The 16,343-nt window shown below is 41.0% G+C and carries 23 protein-coding genes; 22 read left to right on the plus strand and 1 reads right to left on the minus strand.

All coding sequences use genetic code 11. From position 1 onward, the window contains the following. Window positions 1–78: 78 nt before the first annotated feature. Complete coding sequence (locus VJ786_RS01260; RefSeq protein WP_134776317.1) at window positions 79–579, minus strand: IPExxxVDY family protein; 501 nt, start codon at window positions 577–579, stop codon at window positions 79–81. A gap of 269 nt (window positions 580–848) precedes the next feature. Between VJ786_RS01260 and VJ786_RS01265 the strand changes: the two genes are divergently transcribed. The 22 genes from VJ786_RS01265 (at window position 849) to rpsN (ending at window position 16,306) form a co-directional block, all read left to right on the plus strand. Next, window positions 849–1,085, plus strand: coding sequence for an acyl carrier protein (locus tag VJ786_RS01265; protein ID WP_079643602.1), 237 nt, complete (start codon window positions 849–851; stop codon window positions 1,083–1,085). Window positions 1,086–1,112: 27 nt separating this feature from the next. Continuing rightward, window positions 1,113–2,366, plus strand: coding sequence for a beta-ketoacyl-ACP synthase II (gene fabF, locus VJ786_RS01270; protein ID WP_099365487.1), 1,254 nt, complete (start codon window positions 1,113–1,115; stop codon window positions 2,364–2,366). Window positions 2,367–2,453: 87 nt separating this feature from the next. Continuing rightward, window positions 2,454–3,200 carry a ribonuclease III gene (rnc, locus tag VJ786_RS01275; protein ID WP_099365486.1) on the plus strand — a complete coding sequence of 249 codons (747 nt, stop codon included), beginning with the start codon at window positions 2,454–2,456 and terminating at the stop codon, window positions 3,198–3,200. A 33-nt stretch (window positions 3,201–3,233) separates the two neighbouring features. Beyond that, a complete protein-coding gene (gene hisS / locus VJ786_RS01280; protein ID WP_134776315.1) occupies window positions 3,234–4,613 on the plus strand; it encodes a histidine--tRNA ligase in 1,380 nt (459 codons plus the stop codon). A 136-nt stretch (window positions 4,614–4,749) separates the two neighbouring features. Then, window positions 4,750–5,745 carry a pyruvate dehydrogenase (acetyl-transferring) E1 component subunit alpha gene (gene pdhA / locus VJ786_RS01285; RefSeq protein ID WP_099365484.1) on the plus strand — a complete coding sequence of 332 codons (996 nt, stop codon included), beginning with the start codon at window positions 4,750–4,752 and terminating at the stop codon, window positions 5,743–5,745. A gap of 42 nt (window positions 5,746–5,787) precedes the next feature. Next, the gene (locus VJ786_RS01290) at window positions 5,788–7,461 is read left to right on the plus strand and encodes a dihydrolipoyl dehydrogenase family protein (RefSeq protein ID WP_134776314.1); all 1,674 of its coding nucleotides are present in this window, start codon (window positions 5,788–5,790) and stop codon (window positions 7,459–7,461) included. Between the two features lie 171 nt (window positions 7,462–7,632). Beyond that, window positions 7,633–8,802 carry a serine hydrolase domain-containing protein gene (locus tag VJ786_RS01295; RefSeq protein ID WP_437129003.1) on the plus strand — a complete coding sequence of 390 codons (1,170 nt, stop codon included), beginning with the start codon at window positions 7,633–7,635 and terminating at the stop codon, window positions 8,800–8,802. A 16-nt stretch (window positions 8,803–8,818) separates the two neighbouring features. Then, a complete protein-coding gene (locus VJ786_RS01300; RefSeq protein WP_099365481.1) occupies window positions 8,819–9,178 on the plus strand; it encodes a CoA-binding protein in 360 nt (119 codons plus the stop codon). Window positions 9,179–9,826: 648 nt separating this feature from the next. Continuing rightward, window positions 9,827–10,444, plus strand: coding sequence for a 50S ribosomal protein L3 (rplC, locus tag VJ786_RS01305; protein ID WP_099365480.1), 618 nt, complete (start codon window positions 9,827–9,829; stop codon window positions 10,442–10,444). A gap of 5 nt (window positions 10,445–10,449) precedes the next feature. Continuing rightward, window positions 10,450–11,079, plus strand: a complete 630-nt coding sequence (gene rplD / locus VJ786_RS01310; RefSeq protein WP_134776313.1) for a 50S ribosomal protein L4 — start codon at window positions 10,450–10,452, stop codon at window positions 11,077–11,079. Between the two features lies 1 nt (window position 11,080). Then, window positions 11,081–11,371, plus strand: a complete 291-nt coding sequence (rplW, locus tag VJ786_RS01315) for a 50S ribosomal protein L23 (protein ID WP_099365478.1) — start codon at window positions 11,081–11,083, stop codon at window positions 11,369–11,371. A 6-nt stretch (window positions 11,372–11,377) separates the two neighbouring features. After that, the gene (gene rplB, locus VJ786_RS01320; RefSeq protein WP_099365477.1) at window positions 11,378–12,205 is read left to right on the plus strand and encodes a 50S ribosomal protein L2; all 828 of its coding nucleotides are present in this window, start codon (window positions 11,378–11,380) and stop codon (window positions 12,203–12,205) included. Beyond that, window positions 12,205–12,471 (plus strand): 30S ribosomal protein S19, encoded by a 267-nt coding sequence (gene rpsS, locus VJ786_RS01325; protein WP_002997495.1) that lies wholly within the window; start codon window positions 12,205–12,207, stop codon window positions 12,469–12,471. The genes rplB and rpsS overlap by 1 nt, the downstream gene beginning before the upstream one ends. Window positions 12,472–12,477: 6 nt before the next feature. Beyond that, window positions 12,478–12,909 (plus strand): 50S ribosomal protein L22, encoded by a 432-nt coding sequence (gene rplV, locus VJ786_RS01330; RefSeq protein ID WP_099365476.1) that lies wholly within the window; start codon window positions 12,478–12,480, stop codon window positions 12,907–12,909. A gap of 11 nt (window positions 12,910–12,920) precedes the next feature. After that, entirely contained in the window at window positions 12,921–13,703 is a 783-nt protein-coding gene (gene rpsC / locus VJ786_RS01335; protein WP_099365475.1) for a 30S ribosomal protein S3, read from the plus strand. 53 nt (window positions 13,704–13,756) lie between these two features. Further along, window positions 13,757–14,179, plus strand: coding sequence for a 50S ribosomal protein L16 (gene rplP, locus VJ786_RS01340; RefSeq protein ID WP_099365474.1), 423 nt, complete (start codon window positions 13,757–13,759; stop codon window positions 14,177–14,179). A 92-nt stretch (window positions 14,180–14,271) separates the two neighbouring features. Beyond that, window positions 14,272–14,490, plus strand: a complete 219-nt coding sequence (rpmC, locus tag VJ786_RS01345) for a 50S ribosomal protein L29 (protein ID WP_099365473.1) — start codon at window positions 14,272–14,274, stop codon at window positions 14,488–14,490. Window positions 14,491–14,503: 13 nt separating this feature from the next. Then, window positions 14,504–14,758, plus strand: a complete 255-nt coding sequence (gene rpsQ, locus VJ786_RS01350) for a 30S ribosomal protein S17 (protein WP_013665010.1) — start codon at window positions 14,504–14,506, stop codon at window positions 14,756–14,758. Between the two features lies 1 nt (window position 14,759). After that, a complete protein-coding gene (gene rplN / locus VJ786_RS01355) occupies window positions 14,760–15,128 on the plus strand; it encodes a 50S ribosomal protein L14 (RefSeq protein WP_037498951.1) in 369 nt (122 codons plus the stop codon). 2 nt (window positions 15,129–15,130) lie between these two features. Next, the gene (rplX, locus tag VJ786_RS01360; RefSeq protein WP_099365472.1) at window positions 15,131–15,475 is read left to right on the plus strand and encodes a 50S ribosomal protein L24; all 345 of its coding nucleotides are present in this window, start codon (window positions 15,131–15,133) and stop codon (window positions 15,473–15,475) included. Then, the gene (rplE, locus tag VJ786_RS01365; RefSeq protein WP_099365471.1) at window positions 15,475–16,044 is read left to right on the plus strand and encodes a 50S ribosomal protein L5; all 570 of its coding nucleotides are present in this window, start codon (window positions 15,475–15,477) and stop codon (window positions 16,042–16,044) included. The genes rplX and rplE overlap by 1 nt, the downstream gene beginning before the upstream one ends. After that, the gene (gene rpsN, locus VJ786_RS01370) at window positions 16,037–16,306 is read left to right on the plus strand and encodes a 30S ribosomal protein S14 (RefSeq protein WP_093364161.1); all 270 of its coding nucleotides are present in this window, start codon (window positions 16,037–16,039) and stop codon (window positions 16,304–16,306) included. Before rplE ends, rpsN begins: the two co-directional genes overlap by 8 nt. Window positions 16,307–16,343: the final 37 nt, after the last annotated feature.

A 16,343-nucleotide genomic window follows, 5' to 3' on the forward strand; every position in this document is an offset into this window, starting at 1 on the left:
GTTATCAATTCGCAAATAAAATCCCCGATTTGCGAAGGTTAGGTTTATGTGTAGAAGTTACACTATCTAAATAATTCGCTAAAATATCAGATTTTCTTTAGATTTCAATGCGGTTGGGTCTATTTCTTTTACAAGAAGGACCTCGGGTATGGTTTTAATATTGTCGATAAGTGCGTCTAAATCATCAGGATGTATAAAATGCTTGATGATCAGAAAATAATCAAAGCTAAGGATTTCCGGCACTAAAGAAGCTCCTTCGATGGATTTGTTACTTAACAGGTAGTATTCAAATTCGAAGGTAGGGTTATGGAACCGGAAAATGTTAAAATGCTGTTGTACAGGTTTTTTGTTTTTTTTGTTTTCGTAAATGATGTGATAGTCCAATTCATCCTGCGGTTTATCTTTTTTATTTCCGTTATGGTCGTAATAGTCCTCTTTTCCGTTGATAAATTGGAGCCCTGTATGCTTGTTGATAAAATGGGCCAGGCGATAATCGCGAAGTACTGAGCTAATTCCTACTAAATTAAAATCCAGTTCCAGGTCGAAGTCGGTTTCCAGTTTAAAAGTGATCTTACTCAAGCCAAATAAAGCGTTTAGTGATTAACAAAAATAAAGAAATATGCGGTTTAATCTATGAAATATGATAAAATTAACATTAAAAATAGATTAAGTTTGTAAAACAATTTTAGTTTTATTATTATTGAATAAGGTTAGTATCTAAGCGGTTGAAAAACCAAAACTGGGGTACCTTTGTTCTTTATTTGTTTCCAAAAGTCAAAAAGATTTGATTATTGGGGAAATTTATTTTTTCTTTGCACAGATTTATTAAACAATTAAACTAGAAAATCATGTCAGATATCGCATCAAGAGTAAAAGCAATTATCGTAGAAAAGTTAGGTGTAGACGAAAATGAAGTAACACCAGAAGCTTCTTTCACGAATGATTTAGGTGCAGACTCACTTGATACAGTAGAGTTGATCATGGAATTCGAAAAAGAATTCAACGTTGCAATTCCTGATGACCAAGCTGAAAACATCAGTACTGTAGGTCAAGCAATCGCTTACTTAGAAAAAAACGTTAACTAACTAATTTTATTAGGCCAGACATCATAAATGGAGCTTAAGAGAGTAGTTGTAACAGGATTAGGCGCACTTACACCAATCGGCAACACCGTCCCAGCTTACTGGGAGGGTTTGATCAATGGTGTAAGTGGAGCCGCTCCTATCACACATTTTGATGCGTCAAAATTCAAGACCCAGTTTGCTTGTGAAGTTAAGGGATTTGATCCCCATGAGTTCATGGATCGTAAAGAGGCGCGCAAAGTAGATCCGTTCGTGCAGTACGCCATTGCTTCTACAGATGAAGCGGTGAAGGATGCCGGATTGGATTTTGATAAATTAGATAGAAACCGCATAGGGGTAATTTGGGGTTCGGGTATTGGTGGTTTGACTACTTTTACAGAGGAGGTTGCCAATTTCTCAAAAGGAGATGGTACACCACGCTTTAACCCATTCTTTATTCCGAAAATGCTCGTGGACATTGCTCCAGGACATATTTCAATGCGCCATGGCTTAAGAGGACCTAACTTTTCCGCTGTTTCAGCGTGTGCATCTTCTACCAATGCGATGATCGATGCTTTTACCTATATCCGTATGGGTAGGGCAGATGTAATCATTACAGGTGGTTCGGAGGCGACAATCAATGAAGCAGGGATTGGTGGTTTCAACGCGATGCACGCACTTTCTACACGAAACGATGATCCGAAAACTGCTTCTCGTCCATTCGACAAGGACCGTGATGGATTTGTTTCTGGTGAAGGTTCGGGCGCGATCATCTTGGAAAGCCTTGAGCATGCATTGGCACGCGGAGCAAAAATATATGCTGAGGTAGTTGGCGGAGGCATGAGTGCTGATGCACACCATATCACAGCTTCACATCCTGAAGGATTGGGCGCGAAATTGGCGATGACCATGGCCATCAACGATGCCGGTATGGACTTCTCGGATATCGATTACATCAACGTTCATGGTACTTCCACACCAGTTGGAGATATCAGCGAAACGAAAGCGATCGTGGATCTATTCGGTGAGAATGCCTACAAGCTGAACATCAGCTCAACAAAGTCAATGACAGGCCACTTATTGGGGGCAGCTGGGGCAGTGGAAGCAATTGCTTCGATCCTGGCGGTGCAGAACGATATCGTTCCACCAACGATCAACCACTTTACGGATGATCCTGAAATTGATAACAAATTGAATTTCACATTCAATACCGCTCAGAAACGTGTTGTGAATGCAGCATTGAGTAATACCTTTGGCTTTGGAGGCCATAACGCTTCCGTTATTGTCAAAAAGTATAAAGGTTAACATGGTATTTTATCCTATAACAGGCTAAGAATTTTACTGATAGGTAGTTGATCTTTTTCGACTACCTATTTGTTATTTAATATAATCATGCCCATTAAACAGGTCTATAATCTATATCTGTCTCCCAGTCGATCATATGTACGGAAGCTAAAAAACCTATTGGGTTTTGTTCCAGGAAATGTGCGTTTATACCAAATGGCATTTCGGCATAAGTCTGTCGCTATCCTGATCAAAGATGGGGTAAAGAACAGCAATGAGCGTTTGGAGTTTTTGGGGGATGCCGTTCTGGGATCTGTTATCGCAGAACTTTTATTTAAACTTTATCCTTATAAGGATGAGGGGTTCTTGACGGAGATGCGGTCAAAGATCGTTTCCCGTGCAAACCTCAATCAGCTTTCCCGCAAGTTGGGACTGAACGAATTGATCGAATACGATGCCCGGATGATCAGTTACCCGAATAAACAAGGGTCGCTTTTGGGAGATGCCTTTGAAGCCCTTGTTGGTGCGGTCTACCTGGATCGTGGCTATCAATTCACCCGGGAATTTTTGTTGACCAGGATTATCAAACCCCATGTGGATATACATACCTTGGAAATCACGGAGACCAATTTTAAAAGTCGCCTGATCGAATGGTGTCAACATAACGGTAAAGAAGTGGCATTTTTGCAGATCGATAATCCGGAAGGAGAATCCAATAAGTTATTTTCTGTGAAGGTTGTGGTAGACGGTGAAGATTGTGGAATAGGAAGAGACTTCAACAAAAAGAGTGCAGAAAAATTGGCTGCCGAGAAAGCATGTGAATACCTGAAAGTATTTACAGACTTTACCATCTAAACATTTTATACGAATTAGCCTTACGATTTCAGTATGAAAGCAATTAAACCATCATTAGCAAAAGGAACTCGTGATTTCACTCCTGTAGAAATGGAGAAAAGAAATCATATCTATAATACCTTAAAAACCATTTTCAAAAAATATGGTTACAGCGAAATCCAGACACCTTCGTTTGAGAACCTTAGTACCCTGACCGGTAAATATGGGGATGAAGGGGATAAGCTGATCTTTAAGATTCTGAACTCTGGAGATTACCTTTCCAAAGCACCTGAAAAGCTGTTGGAAGAGAAGAAATCCACAGAACTGATATCTTCCATTTCGGAAAAAGCCTTGCGTTACGATCTTACCGTTCCGTTCGCCAGGTATGTGGTGATGCATCAGCATGAGATTACCCTTCCATTCAAGCGTTTTCAGATCCAGCCGGTTTGGCGTGCGGATCGCCCGCAGCGAGGTCGCTATCGCGAATTCTACCAATGCGATGTGGATGTGGTGGGTTCTGATTCCCTATTGAATGAGGCTGAGTTTATTTTGATTTATCAGGAAGCCTTGACAAAATTAGGACTTCAGGATTTCAACATCAAATTGAACAACCGTAAGATTCTTTCCGGAATCGCGGAAGTGGTTGGGAAACCGGAATTGATCGTCGACATGACGGTGGCCATCGATAAGTTGGACAAGATCGGTCTGGAAGGTGTCAATAAGGAATTGCTTGAAAGAGGTTTTACAGAAGAGGATCTGGCGGTATTAAAACCGATCATTGAGTTGAGCGGAACAAACCTGGAGAAACTTACAGCCCTAAAATCGGTATTGGTGGATTCGGCTGTTGGTTTGCAAGGAATAGCTGAAATTGAGACCGTATTCGATTACCTGCAGAAACTGGGTCAAGGATCATTGCTGGAGAAAATCGTAGAAGTGGATATAACCCTGGCTCGCGGATTGAATTATTATACCGGCTGTATCTTTGAGGTGAAAACGAACGAAGTGCAGATGGGAAGTATTGGCGGTGGTGGTCGTTATGATGACCTGACCGGGATGTTTGGTCTGAAGGACCTCACGGGCGTAGGTGTATCTTTCGGTGCAGACCGGATCTATGATGTGCTGGAAGAATTGAATCTGTTTCCGCCGAGCAATGCAGAACGCACGAAAGTGTTGATCATTAATTTTGACAAGGAACTGGAAGGCTTTACCTTGCCACTATTGTACCAGTTGAGGGATGCGGGGATTGCGGCTGAGTTATATCCTGCCGCTGTGAAACTCAAGAAACAGATGAGCTATGCCGACGCAAAACAGGTGCCTTATGTGCTGTTGATTGGAGACGAGGAGGTTCGTTCGGGGGAACTGTCCCTGAAGAACATGGAGAGCGGGGAGCAGGAAAAGTTGGGGATTGCTGCTTTAATTGAAAAACTTAAATAAGTATTCTAAGATATAAATGAAATAAATCGACTCTAAGTAGGGTCGATTTTTATTTTGTAACCTAAAATTTATCAAAAATCTCGTTAATATTGATTAAATTTGTGGTCAGTTTAGTAAAGAAATTCAATACTTAGAAATGAGTTCAACACCTATAACAAAAGAAACCTACCTAGAGTGGTATAAATCTATGCTGCTCATGCGCAAATTTGAAGAGAAGTCAGGCCAGCTATACGGACAACAAAAAATCCGTGGATTCTGTCATTTATATATCGGACAGGAAGCTGTTGTGGCTGGTACCATGTCTGTTATCAAGCCGGAAGATTCCTTAATCACTGCTTATCGCGATCATGCTCATGCCTTGGCTAAAGGGGTATCTGCAGATGCATGTATGGCAGAATTGTTCGGTAAAGCGACAGGCTGTTCAAAAGGTAAAGGTGGTTCTATGCACTTTTTCTCGAAAGAGCATAAGTTTATGGGTGGCCACGGTATTGTAGGTGGACAGATTCCATTGGGTGCCGGTATTGCCTTTGCAGAGAAATATTTGGGAACTGATAATGTGAACATTTGTTATATGGGTGATGGAGCGGTTCGTCAAGGAGCGTTCAATGAAACCTTGAATATGGCGATGTTATGGAAATTACCAGTGATCTTTGTTTGTGAGAACAACGGTTACGCGATGGGTACTTCTGTAAAACGTACGACCAACATGCAAGATATCTACAAAATGGGATTGGGATTTGATATGCCAAGTGCACCGGTAGATGGAATGGATGTGGTTGCAGTTCACAACGCGATGGATGAAGCCGTTCAACGTGCTCGTGCAGGTGAAGGACCAACTTTCTTGGAGATCCGTACGTACCGTTACAAAGGACACTCGATGTCTGACCCAGCGAAATACCGTACCAAAGAGGAGTTGGAAGAATACAAAGAGCGTGACCCAATCATCGCGGTTAAACATGCTATCGTAGAGAATAAATATGCAGATGATGCATGGTTCGATCAAGTAGAAGCTGAAGTTAAGAAAACGGTTGATGATTCTGTTAAATTTGCAGAAGAGTCTCCATATCCTACTGCAGAAGCAATTTATGAAGATATTTACGTACAGAAGGATTATCCTTTTGTAATGGATTAATGAACGATAATTACTTTAACTAATATAGAACAATCTTAAGAAATGGCTGAAGTAGTAAGAATGCCAAAAATGAGCGATACCATGACAGAAGGGGTCATCGCAAAATGGCACAAAAAAGTTGGCGATAAAGTAAACTCTGGAGATTTAGTTGCAGAGATTGAAACAGATAAAGCAACAATGGATTTCGAATCTTACCAAGAAGGAACCTTGTTGTACATCGGCCCTAAAGAAGGCGAAGCAGTGGCAATTGATGCTGTGATCGCTGTTTTAGGCGAAGAAGGAGAAGATTATGAGGCATTGTTGAAAGACGATGGTTCAGCTGCTCCTGCGAAAAAAGAAGAAGAGAAAGCGGAACCTGCGAAAGAGGAATCTTCCAAAGAAGAGTCTTCGAATGAAGAGGCTACTGGATCGAATGTTACTGCAGAAGATCTTGGTGTTACGGTTATTACGATGCCTTTGTTGAGTGATACCATGACGGAAGGGGTTATCGCACAATGGAACTTTAAAGTTGGAGATACCATCAAATCTGATGATGCTATTGCTGATGTGGAAACGGACAAAGCGACCATGGAAGTAACAGCTTACGCAGATGGTACTTTATTATATGTAGGTGTTGAGGCTGGACAGGCAGCGAAAGTAAATGATATCATTGCTATCGTTGGTCCTGCTGGAACAGATGTTACACCTTTATTGAACCAAAAATCGGCTGCTCCTGCTAAAGGAGAAGCGAAGAAGGACGACGCAAAACCTGCAGAGGAGAAAGCAAATGCTGCTGCTCCTGCAGAATCAGGTTCGGCACCTGTTGCTGCTGATGATTCTAGGGTTAAAGCATCTCCATTGGCTCGTAAGATTGCTAAAGATAAAGGAATCGACCTGAACCAAGTAAAAGGTTCGGCAGAGAACGGAAGAATCGTGAAGAAGGATGTGGAGAATTTCGTGCCTTCGGCAGCGCCTGCTGCTGCGGCTGCATCTGCTCCTGCAAAATCTTCGGATGCGGAAGTGAAAACCATCAGTCTACCGACTTATATTGGAGAAGAACGTTATACCGAGAAGCCTGTTAACCAGATGCGTAAAACAATTGCTCGCCGCTTAGGAGAGTCCTTGTTCACCGCACCACATTTCTATCTGACGGTAAGCATCGATATGGATAATGCGATGTCTGCACGTGCGCAGATCAATGAAGTAGCACCGGTTAAGGTTTCCTTCAATGATATGGTTATCAAAGCGGTTGCTGTTGCGTTAAAACAACATCCTAATGTTAACTCTTCTTGGTTGGGTGATAAGATCCGTTACAACGAGCATACGAATATCGGTGTGGCCATGGCTGTTGAAGATGGTCTATTGGTACCGGTTATCCGTTTTGCTGACGGTAAATCGTTGTCACACATCTCTGCAGAGGTGAAAGACTACGCACAGAAAGCAAAAGCTAAGAAATTGCAACCAGCTGATTGGGAAGGTTCTACCTTTACCGTATCTAACTTGGGTATGTTCGGAATCGATGAGTTCACATCGATCATCAACTCTCCAGATGGTGCCATTCTTTCCGTTGGAGCGATCCAACAGGTTCCAGTGGTTAAGAACGGAGCTGTTGTTCCTGGAAATATCATGAAGCTGACTTTAGGTTGTGATCACCGTGTGGTTGATGGCGCGACTGGAGCGCAATTCCTTCAAACATTGAAAGGATTGTTGGAAGCACCAATCCGTTTGTTGGCATAAGGGTTCAACTTTTAAGATATGTTAAAAGGGGTCATTTTTTGACCCCTTTTTTTGTTAATTTTCAGAAGAAATGCTAATTTGTCGGTTAGGTTAATTTAGGTTGATATAAACTTATATACACAATATATTTTGGTGATTACAAGGTTATTTTTAATGATGGGTTTAGGGGCAATGGTTGTCATGTCCTGTGCTTCCCCAGAGGCCAAACAACAAGAGGTCAAGGTCAATCAGGCAAAGAAAGATAGCATCAGTTTACTATACGATCCGAAGGCAGCGAACATGGAGATCGATGCGTTTATGCAGAACCTCCATAAGCGTTCAGGATTCAATGGGAATGTGCTGGTAGCCAAGAAGGGAAAGATCTTGTATCAGAACTCTTTTGGATGGGCAGATTACCTTCTGAAGGACAGCTTGAATCTGGGTTCACAGTTTGAATTGGCGTCTGCATCAAAACCATTGACGGGTTTGGCTGTTATGAAACTGGTAGAAGAGGGGAAATTGAAACTCGATCAGACGGTCAATGATTTCTATCCGGACTTTCCATACCCAGGCATCACCATAAAACAACTGTTGAGCCACCGTTCTGGTCTTCCTAACTATGTTTATTTTTCGGAAGACGTGTATAGGGCAGAGAAGAGGGATCAGAAGAAAGGAATGAGCAATCAGGAGGCGATGAACCTGTTGATTCAACATCACCCGAATAGATATGGAGCTCCTGATGGAAGGTTCCATTATAATAATTCGAATTATATGGTGTTGGGATCGATCATTGAGAAGGTAACTGGAAAAGATTTCGCGGTTTACATGAAGGAAGCCATCTTTGATCCTGCAGGAATGAAACATACCAACGTATATTCCAAGGCTGTTTATGAAAAGATCCCTACGAAGGTGATTGGCCATGATAGGGTTTGGAGACGTTCTGTAGTCCAGAATTATTTGGATGGACCGGTGGGAGATAAGGGTATTTACAGTACGGTTCAGGATATGTTCCTATTGGATCTGGCTATCCGCGATGGGCGGATATTGAAACAGGAGACGCTAGATTCAGCCTATGTGCCAAGGAGTGATGCGAAAAGAAGCTTGTTCAGTTATGGATATGGCTGGCGAACCTTTAATCCACCAGGAAATCCGATGGTTTACCATACGGGTTGGTGGCATGGATTTAAGAGTTTGTATGTTAGGGACTTGAAAAACGATGTGGTTATTGTGCTGTTGACGAACATGGCAAATGGCAGTTTGAATAATCTAGATAATTTGTATAAGATATTAGAAATTCCTATTTTGAGACAAAATGCTTACAATGCTAGTGGCGAATATGTAGAGGCTAGTGGTAGCAAATAGCTAAAATAAATTTATTATGAAAAAAACCTTGATTTTAGGGGCGAGTACTAACCCAGCTAGATATTCATATTTAGTAGCGAATAAATTAGTGCGCAAAGGATTTCCAATTGTCAATGTAGGGCGCAAGACAGGGAAGGTTGCTGGCGTTGAAATCGAACCTGCAGAGGAGATTCACGATGATATTGATACGGTTACCCTGTATGTTGGGCCTCAGAATCAATCCGCATATTATGATTATGTGTTGAAGACTAATCCGAAACGCATTATTTTTAATCCTGGTGCAGAAAATCAGGAATTGGCGGATAAGGCAAGAGCGCAAGGGATTGAAGTGGTGGAAGCTTGTACGTTGGTGATGCTGAATACAGGGCAGTTTTAGGGAGTAGTTAGTAGTTAGTAGTTAGTATTTAGTAGTAAGACGTTAGATTATAGACGTTAGATAATAGATATTTTATGGAGCGAGGGGTGGACCCCTCGCTTTTTTGTTTTTACAAGTTCGTGTTGGTGGGGATTGGTTTTAAAGGTTTGGGATTAGGCAAGAAATTCTAACGGATATTATCTGTTTTCTTGAGGCGGTTTCCAATGTGTAACTTCAAAATATGTTTGAAATAGAGTTGTAATCGTGGTTTAAGTAGGTTTAAAGTAGGGTTAAAGTAAAGGGGAAGTATGTATAGCATACATTTTACATACTTTATGATTGCTTTCAGTATGGTTTGAGTACGAAGGCAACTTTATTAGTATGAAAGGGGAAGAAATTCGGGAAGTTGCGGGGAGTGATTTATTGTGGGGAAGCGGGGGGTGATTTGTGGAGGGGAAGAAAGAGTGATTTTTTGGTTGGATGAGGGAGTGATTGTTTGGTTGGATGAGGGAGTGAATTGTAGATGGAAACATCAATCTTAAAAAAATAATTTACTAACTATTTGATAGTTATAAAAATGTTTGTACTTTTGCAATCCCTTAATGGGAGAATTGTGTCTTGAGCGAAGCCCTACTGCTTCGATGGACTTTTAATTAATTTATTTATAACATGTCAGGAATTATTGGTAAAAAAGTAGGAATGACCAGCCTGTTCAACGCTGATGGGAAGAACATCCCATGTACAGTAATCGAGGCTGGGCCGTGCGTGGTAACGCAGATACGTACGGTAGAGAAGGACGGTTATTCAGCTGTTCAACTTGGATTTGATGATGCCAAGGAAAAGAACACAACCGCACCTTTAAAAGGACACTTTGCGAAAGCAGACGTAAGTCCTAAGCGTAAACTAGTTGAATTCAAAACTTTCGAGGATGAGAAACAACTAGGTGACGTTGTTGATGTTACTTTATTCGAAGAAGGCGAGTACGTAGATGTAGTTGGTACTTCTAAAGGTAAAGGATTTCAAGGCGTTATGAAGCGTCACGGATTTGGTGGTGTAGGTGGTGCGACTCACGGTCAGCACAACAGACTACGTGCACCAGGTTCATTGGGAGCTTCTTCTTGGCCTTCCAGAGTATTCAAAGGTACTCGTATGGCAGGTCGTACAGGTGGAGACAGAGTAAAAGTTCAAAACTTACAAGTATTGAAAGTTTATGCTGAGCAAAACCTAATCGTTGTTAGTGGTTCCATTCCAGGAGCTAAAGGTTCATATGTAATCGTAGACAAATAGTAGAGATGGAAGTTAACGTATTAAATTTATCAGGTAAAGAAACAGGTGCCAAGGTGCAACTTCCTGAATCAGTTTTCGGCTTAGAGCCAAACGACCATGCGATCTATTTGGATGTGAAACAATACTTAGCGAACCAACGCCAAGGAACAGCCAAAGCAAAACAACGTAATGAGATCGCGGGTTCAACTCGTAAATTACACAAACAAAAAGGTACTGGTGGCGCTCGTGCGGGCTCTATCAAATCTCCATTGTTTAACGGAGGTGGTCGTGTATTCGGTCCAGTTCCACGTGACTACAGTTTCAAATTGAACAAGAAATTGAAACAATTAGCACGTAAATCTGCATTATCTTACAAAGCACAAGAGAACAATGTTTTAGTATTGGACGAAGTAAACTTCGATACGATCAAAACTAAAAACTACTTGGCTTTAGTAAATGCATTAAACATCGCTGACGAAAAAACCTTATTGGTATTGCCAGCGTACAACAAAAATGTTTATTTATCAAGCAGAAACTTGAAGAAAGCAAAAGTTGTTGTAGCATCAGATTTGAATACATATGATGTATTGCACGCTACAAAATTATTGTTGACAGCAGATTCTGTTAAAACTTTGGAGGAAGCATTCGCTAAGTAATATGGAAATTATTAAAAAACCTATTTTAACGGAGAAAGCTTCATTGTTGACGGAAAAAGGAAACCGTTACGCTTTCAAAGTAGATCATAGAGCAAATAAGATTCAAATCAAAACAGCTGTTGAAGCTATGTTCGGTGTTACTGTAGTAGCAGTAAACACAGCGGTAGTTGCTGGTAAAGCAAAAAGCCGTTATACAAAAGCAGGATTTGTTTCAGGAAGAAGCCCTAAGTATAAAAAAGCCATCATCACGGTGAAAGATGGTGAAACTATTGACTTTTACAGTACACTATAATAAGAAATGGCAGTTAAAAGATTCAAACCGGTTACCCCTGGTACTCGTTTTAGAGTAGGTGCTGATTACTCGGACGTTACAACAAACGTTCCTGAGAAATCATTAGTAGTTGGCATCAATAAGCGTTCAGGTGGTCGTAATAACTCCGGTAAAATGACTATGCGTTACATCGGTGGGGGACATAAGAAAGCATACCGATTAATTGATTTCAAACGCGATAAAAAAGACGTCCCTGCAAAGGTAGCTACAATTGAGTACGATCCGAACCGTACAGCACGTATTGCATTATTGCACTACGCTGATGGTGAGAAGCGTTACATCATTGCTCCAGCTGGATTGACCGTAGGTCAGACAGTAGTTGCAGGCGAGAACGTTGCCCCAGAAGTAGGAAATACTATGCCATTGGCAAACATCCCATTGGGTTCTATCATTCACAACATTGAATTGAATCCAGGACAAGGTGGTTCCATTGCACGTTCAGCAGGTACATATGCACAATTGTCTGCACGTGATGGCAAGTATGCAATCATCAAATTGCCTTCAGGCGAGACACGTATGATCTTATTGACTTGTGTTGCTACGATTGGTTCAGTATCAAATGCTGAGAAATCGAACCAAGTATTAGGTAAAGCGGGTCGTAAGCGTTGGTTAGGCCGTCGTCCAAGAGTTCGTGGTGTGGCTATGAACCCGGTAGATCACCCTATGGGTGGTGGTGAAGGTCGCTCTTCAGGAGGTCACCCTCGTTCACGCACAGGAGTTTTAGCGAAAGGCTACAAAACTCGTTACAAGAAGAAAACATCGAATCGTTACATCATTGAGAGAAGGAAAAAATAATGGCTCGTTCAATTAAAAAAGGTCCTTATATCGATCACAACTTAGAAAGAAAAGTTCTTTCTATGAATGAAACAAACAAGAAGTCAGTAATTAAGACTTGGTCTCGTAGATCAATGATTTCACCTGATTTTGTTGGCCATACCTTCGCAGTGCACAACGGGAATAAATTCATTCCGGTTTATGTAACAGAGAATATGGTTGGTCACAAGCTTGGTGAATTTGCGCCTACGCGTACTTTCAGAGGCCACGCAGAAAAGAAAAAATAATAGGTAATGGAAGCAACAAAAAAACTCAAAAAATCTGTTTTAATTAAACAGCGCAAAGAGCAGGAAAAAGCTCAAGTAGGAGGAGCTTCTACTGCCAAATTATTAAACTGCCCTACATCGCCTCGTAAAATGCGTTTAGTGGTAGATCTAATCCGTGGTCAGAAAGTAGAGAACGCTCTTTACATTCTTAAACATACAAGCAAAGAAGCTGCAGTAAGAGTTGAGAAATTATTATTGTCGGCGATCAAAAACTGGGAAGCAGCAAACGAAGGTTCTTCAGTTGCAGACAGTGGCTTATATGTAAAAGAAGTATCTGTAGGTGGTGGTCGTCAATTGAAAAGATTACGTCCAGCTCCACAAGGTCGTGGTTACAGAATCCGTAAGCGTTCAAACCATGTAACTTTGGTAGTAGATAGTTTAAATAACGTTAATAACTAATAAATAAAAGAATGGGACAAAAAGCAAATCCAATAGGTAGCAGATTAGGGATCATCAAAGGATGGGATTCTAATTGGTTCGGAGGCAACAACTATTCTGATAAGTTAGTTGAAGACGAAAAAATCAGAAAATATCTTTCAGTACGTATCGCCAAAGGCGGAGTAGCGAAGGTTGTTATCGAGCGTACGTTGAAACGTATCACGGTAACTATCCACACTGCACGTCCAGGAATCGTTATCGGAAAAGGTGGTCAAGAAGTTGATAAGATCAAAGAAGAGTTAAAGAAATTAACTAAGAAAGATGTTCAGATCAACATTTTCGAGATCAAACGTCCGGAATTAGATGCGAAATTGGTTGCAGAAGGTATTGCAAAACAATTAGAGGCTCGTATTTCATTCCGTCGTGCAATGAAAACAGCTATCGCATCTACTATGCGTATGGGTGCTGAAGGTATCAAAGTAATGTGTTCTGGTCGTTTAGGTGGTGCTGAGATGGCACGTACTGAGCAGTACAAAGAAGGAAGAACTCCTTTGCACACATTGCGTGCTGATATCGATTATGCATTAGCAGAAGCATTGACAACTTACGGTAAGATTGGTGTTAAAGTATGGATCTGTAAAGGTGAAGTATACGGAAAGAGAGATCTTTCTCCTAACATCGGTCAAGCATCAGGCGTAAAAACCCGTGGAGGAAACGAAGGTGGTAATGACCGTCGTGACAACCGTGGAGGTGGCCGTCGTGATAACAACCGTGGAGGTCGTCGCGATAACAACCGTGGTGCAAAAAGAGATTAATTAATTAAAGATTTAAAACTATCTGTCTAGACAGATTTAAATAGAATACGAACATGTTACAGCCAAAAAGAACGAAGTTCAGAAAGATGCAGAAAGGCCGTATGAAAGGTAATGCTTCTCGTGGAGCAGAATTAGCTTTCGGTTCTTTCGGTATCAAATCAATGGAGCCAGCATGGATCACTAGCCGTCAGATTGAGGCAGCTCGTATTGCCGTTACACGTTACATGAAACGTGAAGGACAAGTATGGATCCGCATTTTCCCTGACAAACCAGTTACGAAAAAACCTGCAGAGGTACGTATGGGTAAAGGTAAGGGTGCTCCAGAATATTGGGTAGCGGTAGTGCGCCCAGGCCGTATGTTATTTGAAGCAGAGGGAGTTCCATTGGAAATCGCAAAAGAAGCATTACGCTTAGCTGCTCAAAAATTACCGGTTCAAACGAAGTTTGTTATACGTAGAGACTACGTAGAAGCATAATAATCGTCGGTAATGTCCCATGTTAAGCCTTACAGCCGTTACCTGTAAGGCCTAGTAAAACAAGCGGATAACCCGGCACAACAAATTGAAAAATGAAAAATTCAGAAATCGTAGAATTATCAACTGAGGATTTAACAGCTCGTCTCGCTGAAGAGAAAGCTGCCTTGAACAAATTGAAATTTGCACATGCTGTTTCTGCTATTGAAAACCCTAACGTGATCAAAGCAGCTCGCAAAGTTATTGCACGTATCTCTACCGAGATCTCTAAGCGTAATAATGCAGCAAAATCTGAAACAGCCGCTGAGGCATAAAATTTAAGTCGAAATGGAAAGAAATTTAAGAAAAACAAGAATCGGCTTAGTAGTTAGCAACAAGATGGACAAGTCTATCGTAGTGGCTGTTGAGCGTAAAGTGAAGCACCCAATTTACGGTAAATTCGTTAAGAAAACTACTAAATTTAAAGCTCATGACGAACAAAATACCTGCGGTATCGGCGATACGGTATTAATTATGGAAACTCGTCCGCTGAGTAAGACTAAGAACTGGAGATTAGTAGAAATTTTAGAAAGGGCTAAATAACATGGTACAACAGGAATCAAGACTAAATGTAGCTGACAATAGCGGTGCTAAAGAGGTTTTAGTAATTCGTGTATTGGGCGGTACGCGCAAGCGTTATGCATCTATCGGTGATAAAATTGTTGTTACCGTTAAGAGCGCTATCCCTTCAGGAAACGTGAAAAAAGGATCAGTTTCAAAAGCTGTAGTAGTACGTACGAAAAAAGAAATCCGTCGTAAAGATGGTTCTTACATTCGTTTCGACGACAATGCTGCAGTATTGTTAAATAACAACGATGAACCACGCGGTACACGTATCTTTGGCCCAGTAGCTAGAGAGTTACGTGAGAAGCAGTTCATGAAGATTGTATCACTAGCACCGGAGGTTTTATAATTATGGCACAGAAAACACAAAAAACTACGCACAAAATCAAAATTAAAAAAGGAGATTTAGTGAAAGTTATCGCTGGTAACTCTAAAGGTGTTCAAGGAAAAGTATTGCAAGTTTTAGTGGATGCTAACAGAGCAGTAGTTGAAGGCGCTAACATCGTTAAAAAACACACTAAACCTAGTGCAGCAAATCCAAATGGTGGTATCATCGAGAAAGAAGCTGCCATCAACATCTCAAACTTAGCTTTAATCGATCCTAAGACAGGTAATCCAACCCGCGTAGGACGTAAAGTGAATGCAGATGGTAAAATAGTTCGTTACGCTAAAAAATCAGGGGAGGAAATCAAATAATGACATACGTTCCAAGATTAAAAGTGAAATATGCGGAGGAAATCCGTACAGCACTTAAAGAGAAGTTCCAATACAAGAGCGTTATGCAAGTTCCTAAATTGGAGAAAATCGTTGTTTCCCAAGGTATCGGTGCTGCAACAGCTGACAAGAAATTGATCGATAACTCGATTACTGAGTTAACGACTATTACTGGTCAACAAGCAGTTCCTACGAAATCGAAGAAGGATATTTCCAACTTCAAATTACGTAAAGGTATGCCAATCGGAGCACGTGTTACTTTGCGTGACAACAACATGTATGAATTCTTAGATCGTTTGATCGCAGTTTCATTGCCTCGTATCCGTGACTTCCGTGGTATCAACGATAAAGGTTTCGATGGACGTGGTAACTACAACTTAGGTATCACAGAGCAAATCATCTTCCCTGAGATCAACATTGACAAGATCAACAAGATCGCAGGTATGGATATTACTTTCGTAACATCTGCTAAGAATGATATCGAAGCTTTAGAGTTATTGAAACAATTCGGATTACCATTCAAAAATCAAAACACGAACAACAATGGCTAAAGAAGGAATCAAGGCGCGTGAAGTAAAGCGTCAAAAATTAGTAGCAAAATTTGCAGAGAAACGTGCGGCATTAAAAGCTGCAGGTGATTACGCTGCATTAGACAAATTGCCTAAGAATGCTTCTCCTGTTCGTTTGCACAACCGTTGTAAATTAACAGGCCGTCCTAAAGGATATATGCGTCAATTCGGTATCTCTCGTGTAACATTCCGTGAGATGGCATTAGACGGAAAAATCCCAGGGGTGAAAAAAGCTTCTTGGTAATTCATAAAAAATTTATACTTTTGCCCGGATAAATCGC

Origin of the sequence: Sphingobacterium tenebrionis, assembly GCF_037126265.1 — a bacterium.
Lineage (GTDB): Bacteria > Bacteroidota > Bacteroidia > Sphingobacteriales > Sphingobacteriaceae > Sphingobacterium > Sphingobacterium tenebrionis.

Coding starts and splice junctions, on each gene's coding strand:
- rnc (WP_099365486.1), top strand. CDS start 2,454: ATGCCCATTAAACAGGTCTATAATCTATATCTGTCTCCCAGTCGATCA.
- rplV (WP_099365476.1), top strand. CDS start 12,478: ATGGAAGCAACAAAAAAACTCAAAAAATCTGTTTTAATTAAACAGCGC.
- rplN (WP_037498951.1), top strand. CDS start 14,760: ATGGTACAACAGGAATCAAGACTAAATGTAGCTGACAATAGCGGTGCT.
- rpmC (WP_099365473.1), top strand. CDS start 14,272: ATGAAAAATTCAGAAATCGTAGAATTATCAACTGAGGATTTAACAGCT.
- rplW (WP_099365478.1), top strand. CDS start 11,081: ATGGAAATTATTAAAAAACCTATTTTAACGGAGAAAGCTTCATTGTTG.
- hisS (WP_134776315.1), top strand. CDS start 3,234: ATGAAAGCAATTAAACCATCATTAGCAAAAGGAACTCGTGATTTCACT.
- VJ786_RS01265 (WP_079643602.1), top strand. CDS start 849: ATGTCAGATATCGCATCAAGAGTAAAAGCAATTATCGTAGAAAAGTTA.
- rplC (WP_099365480.1), top strand. CDS start 9,827: ATGTCAGGAATTATTGGTAAAAAAGTAGGAATGACCAGCCTGTTCAAC.
- rplD (WP_134776313.1), top strand. CDS start 10,450: ATGGAAGTTAACGTATTAAATTTATCAGGTAAAGAAACAGGTGCCAAG.
- rplB (WP_099365477.1), top strand. CDS start 11,378: ATGGCAGTTAAAAGATTCAAACCGGTTACCCCTGGTACTCGTTTTAGA.
- VJ786_RS01290 (WP_134776314.1), top strand. CDS start 5,788: ATGGCTGAAGTAGTAAGAATGCCAAAAATGAGCGATACCATGACAGAA.
- rpsQ (WP_013665010.1), top strand. CDS start 14,504: ATGGAAAGAAATTTAAGAAAAACAAGAATCGGCTTAGTAGTTAGCAAC.
- fabF (WP_099365487.1), top strand. CDS start 1,113: ATGGAGCTTAAGAGAGTAGTTGTAACAGGATTAGGCGCACTTACACCA.
- rpsN (WP_093364161.1), top strand. CDS start 16,037: ATGGCTAAAGAAGGAATCAAGGCGCGTGAAGTAAAGCGTCAAAAATTA.
- rplP (WP_099365474.1), top strand. CDS start 13,757: ATGTTACAGCCAAAAAGAACGAAGTTCAGAAAGATGCAGAAAGGCCGT.
- rpsC (WP_099365475.1), top strand. CDS start 12,921: ATGGGACAAAAAGCAAATCCAATAGGTAGCAGATTAGGGATCATCAAA.
- rpsS (WP_002997495.1), top strand. CDS start 12,205: ATGGCTCGTTCAATTAAAAAAGGTCCTTATATCGATCACAACTTAGAA.
- VJ786_RS01295 (WP_437129003.1), top strand. CDS start 7,633: ATGGTTGTCATGTCCTGTGCTTCCCCAGAGGCCAAACAACAAGAGGTC.
- rplX (WP_099365472.1), top strand. CDS start 15,131: ATGGCACAGAAAACACAAAAAACTACGCACAAAATCAAAATTAAAAAA.
- VJ786_RS01300 (WP_099365481.1), top strand. CDS start 8,819: ATGAAAAAAACCTTGATTTTAGGGGCGAGTACTAACCCAGCTAGATAT.
- pdhA (WP_099365484.1), top strand. CDS start 4,750: ATGAGTTCAACACCTATAACAAAAGAAACCTACCTAGAGTGGTATAAA.
- rplE (WP_099365471.1), top strand. CDS start 15,475: ATGACATACGTTCCAAGATTAAAAGTGAAATATGCGGAGGAAATCCGT.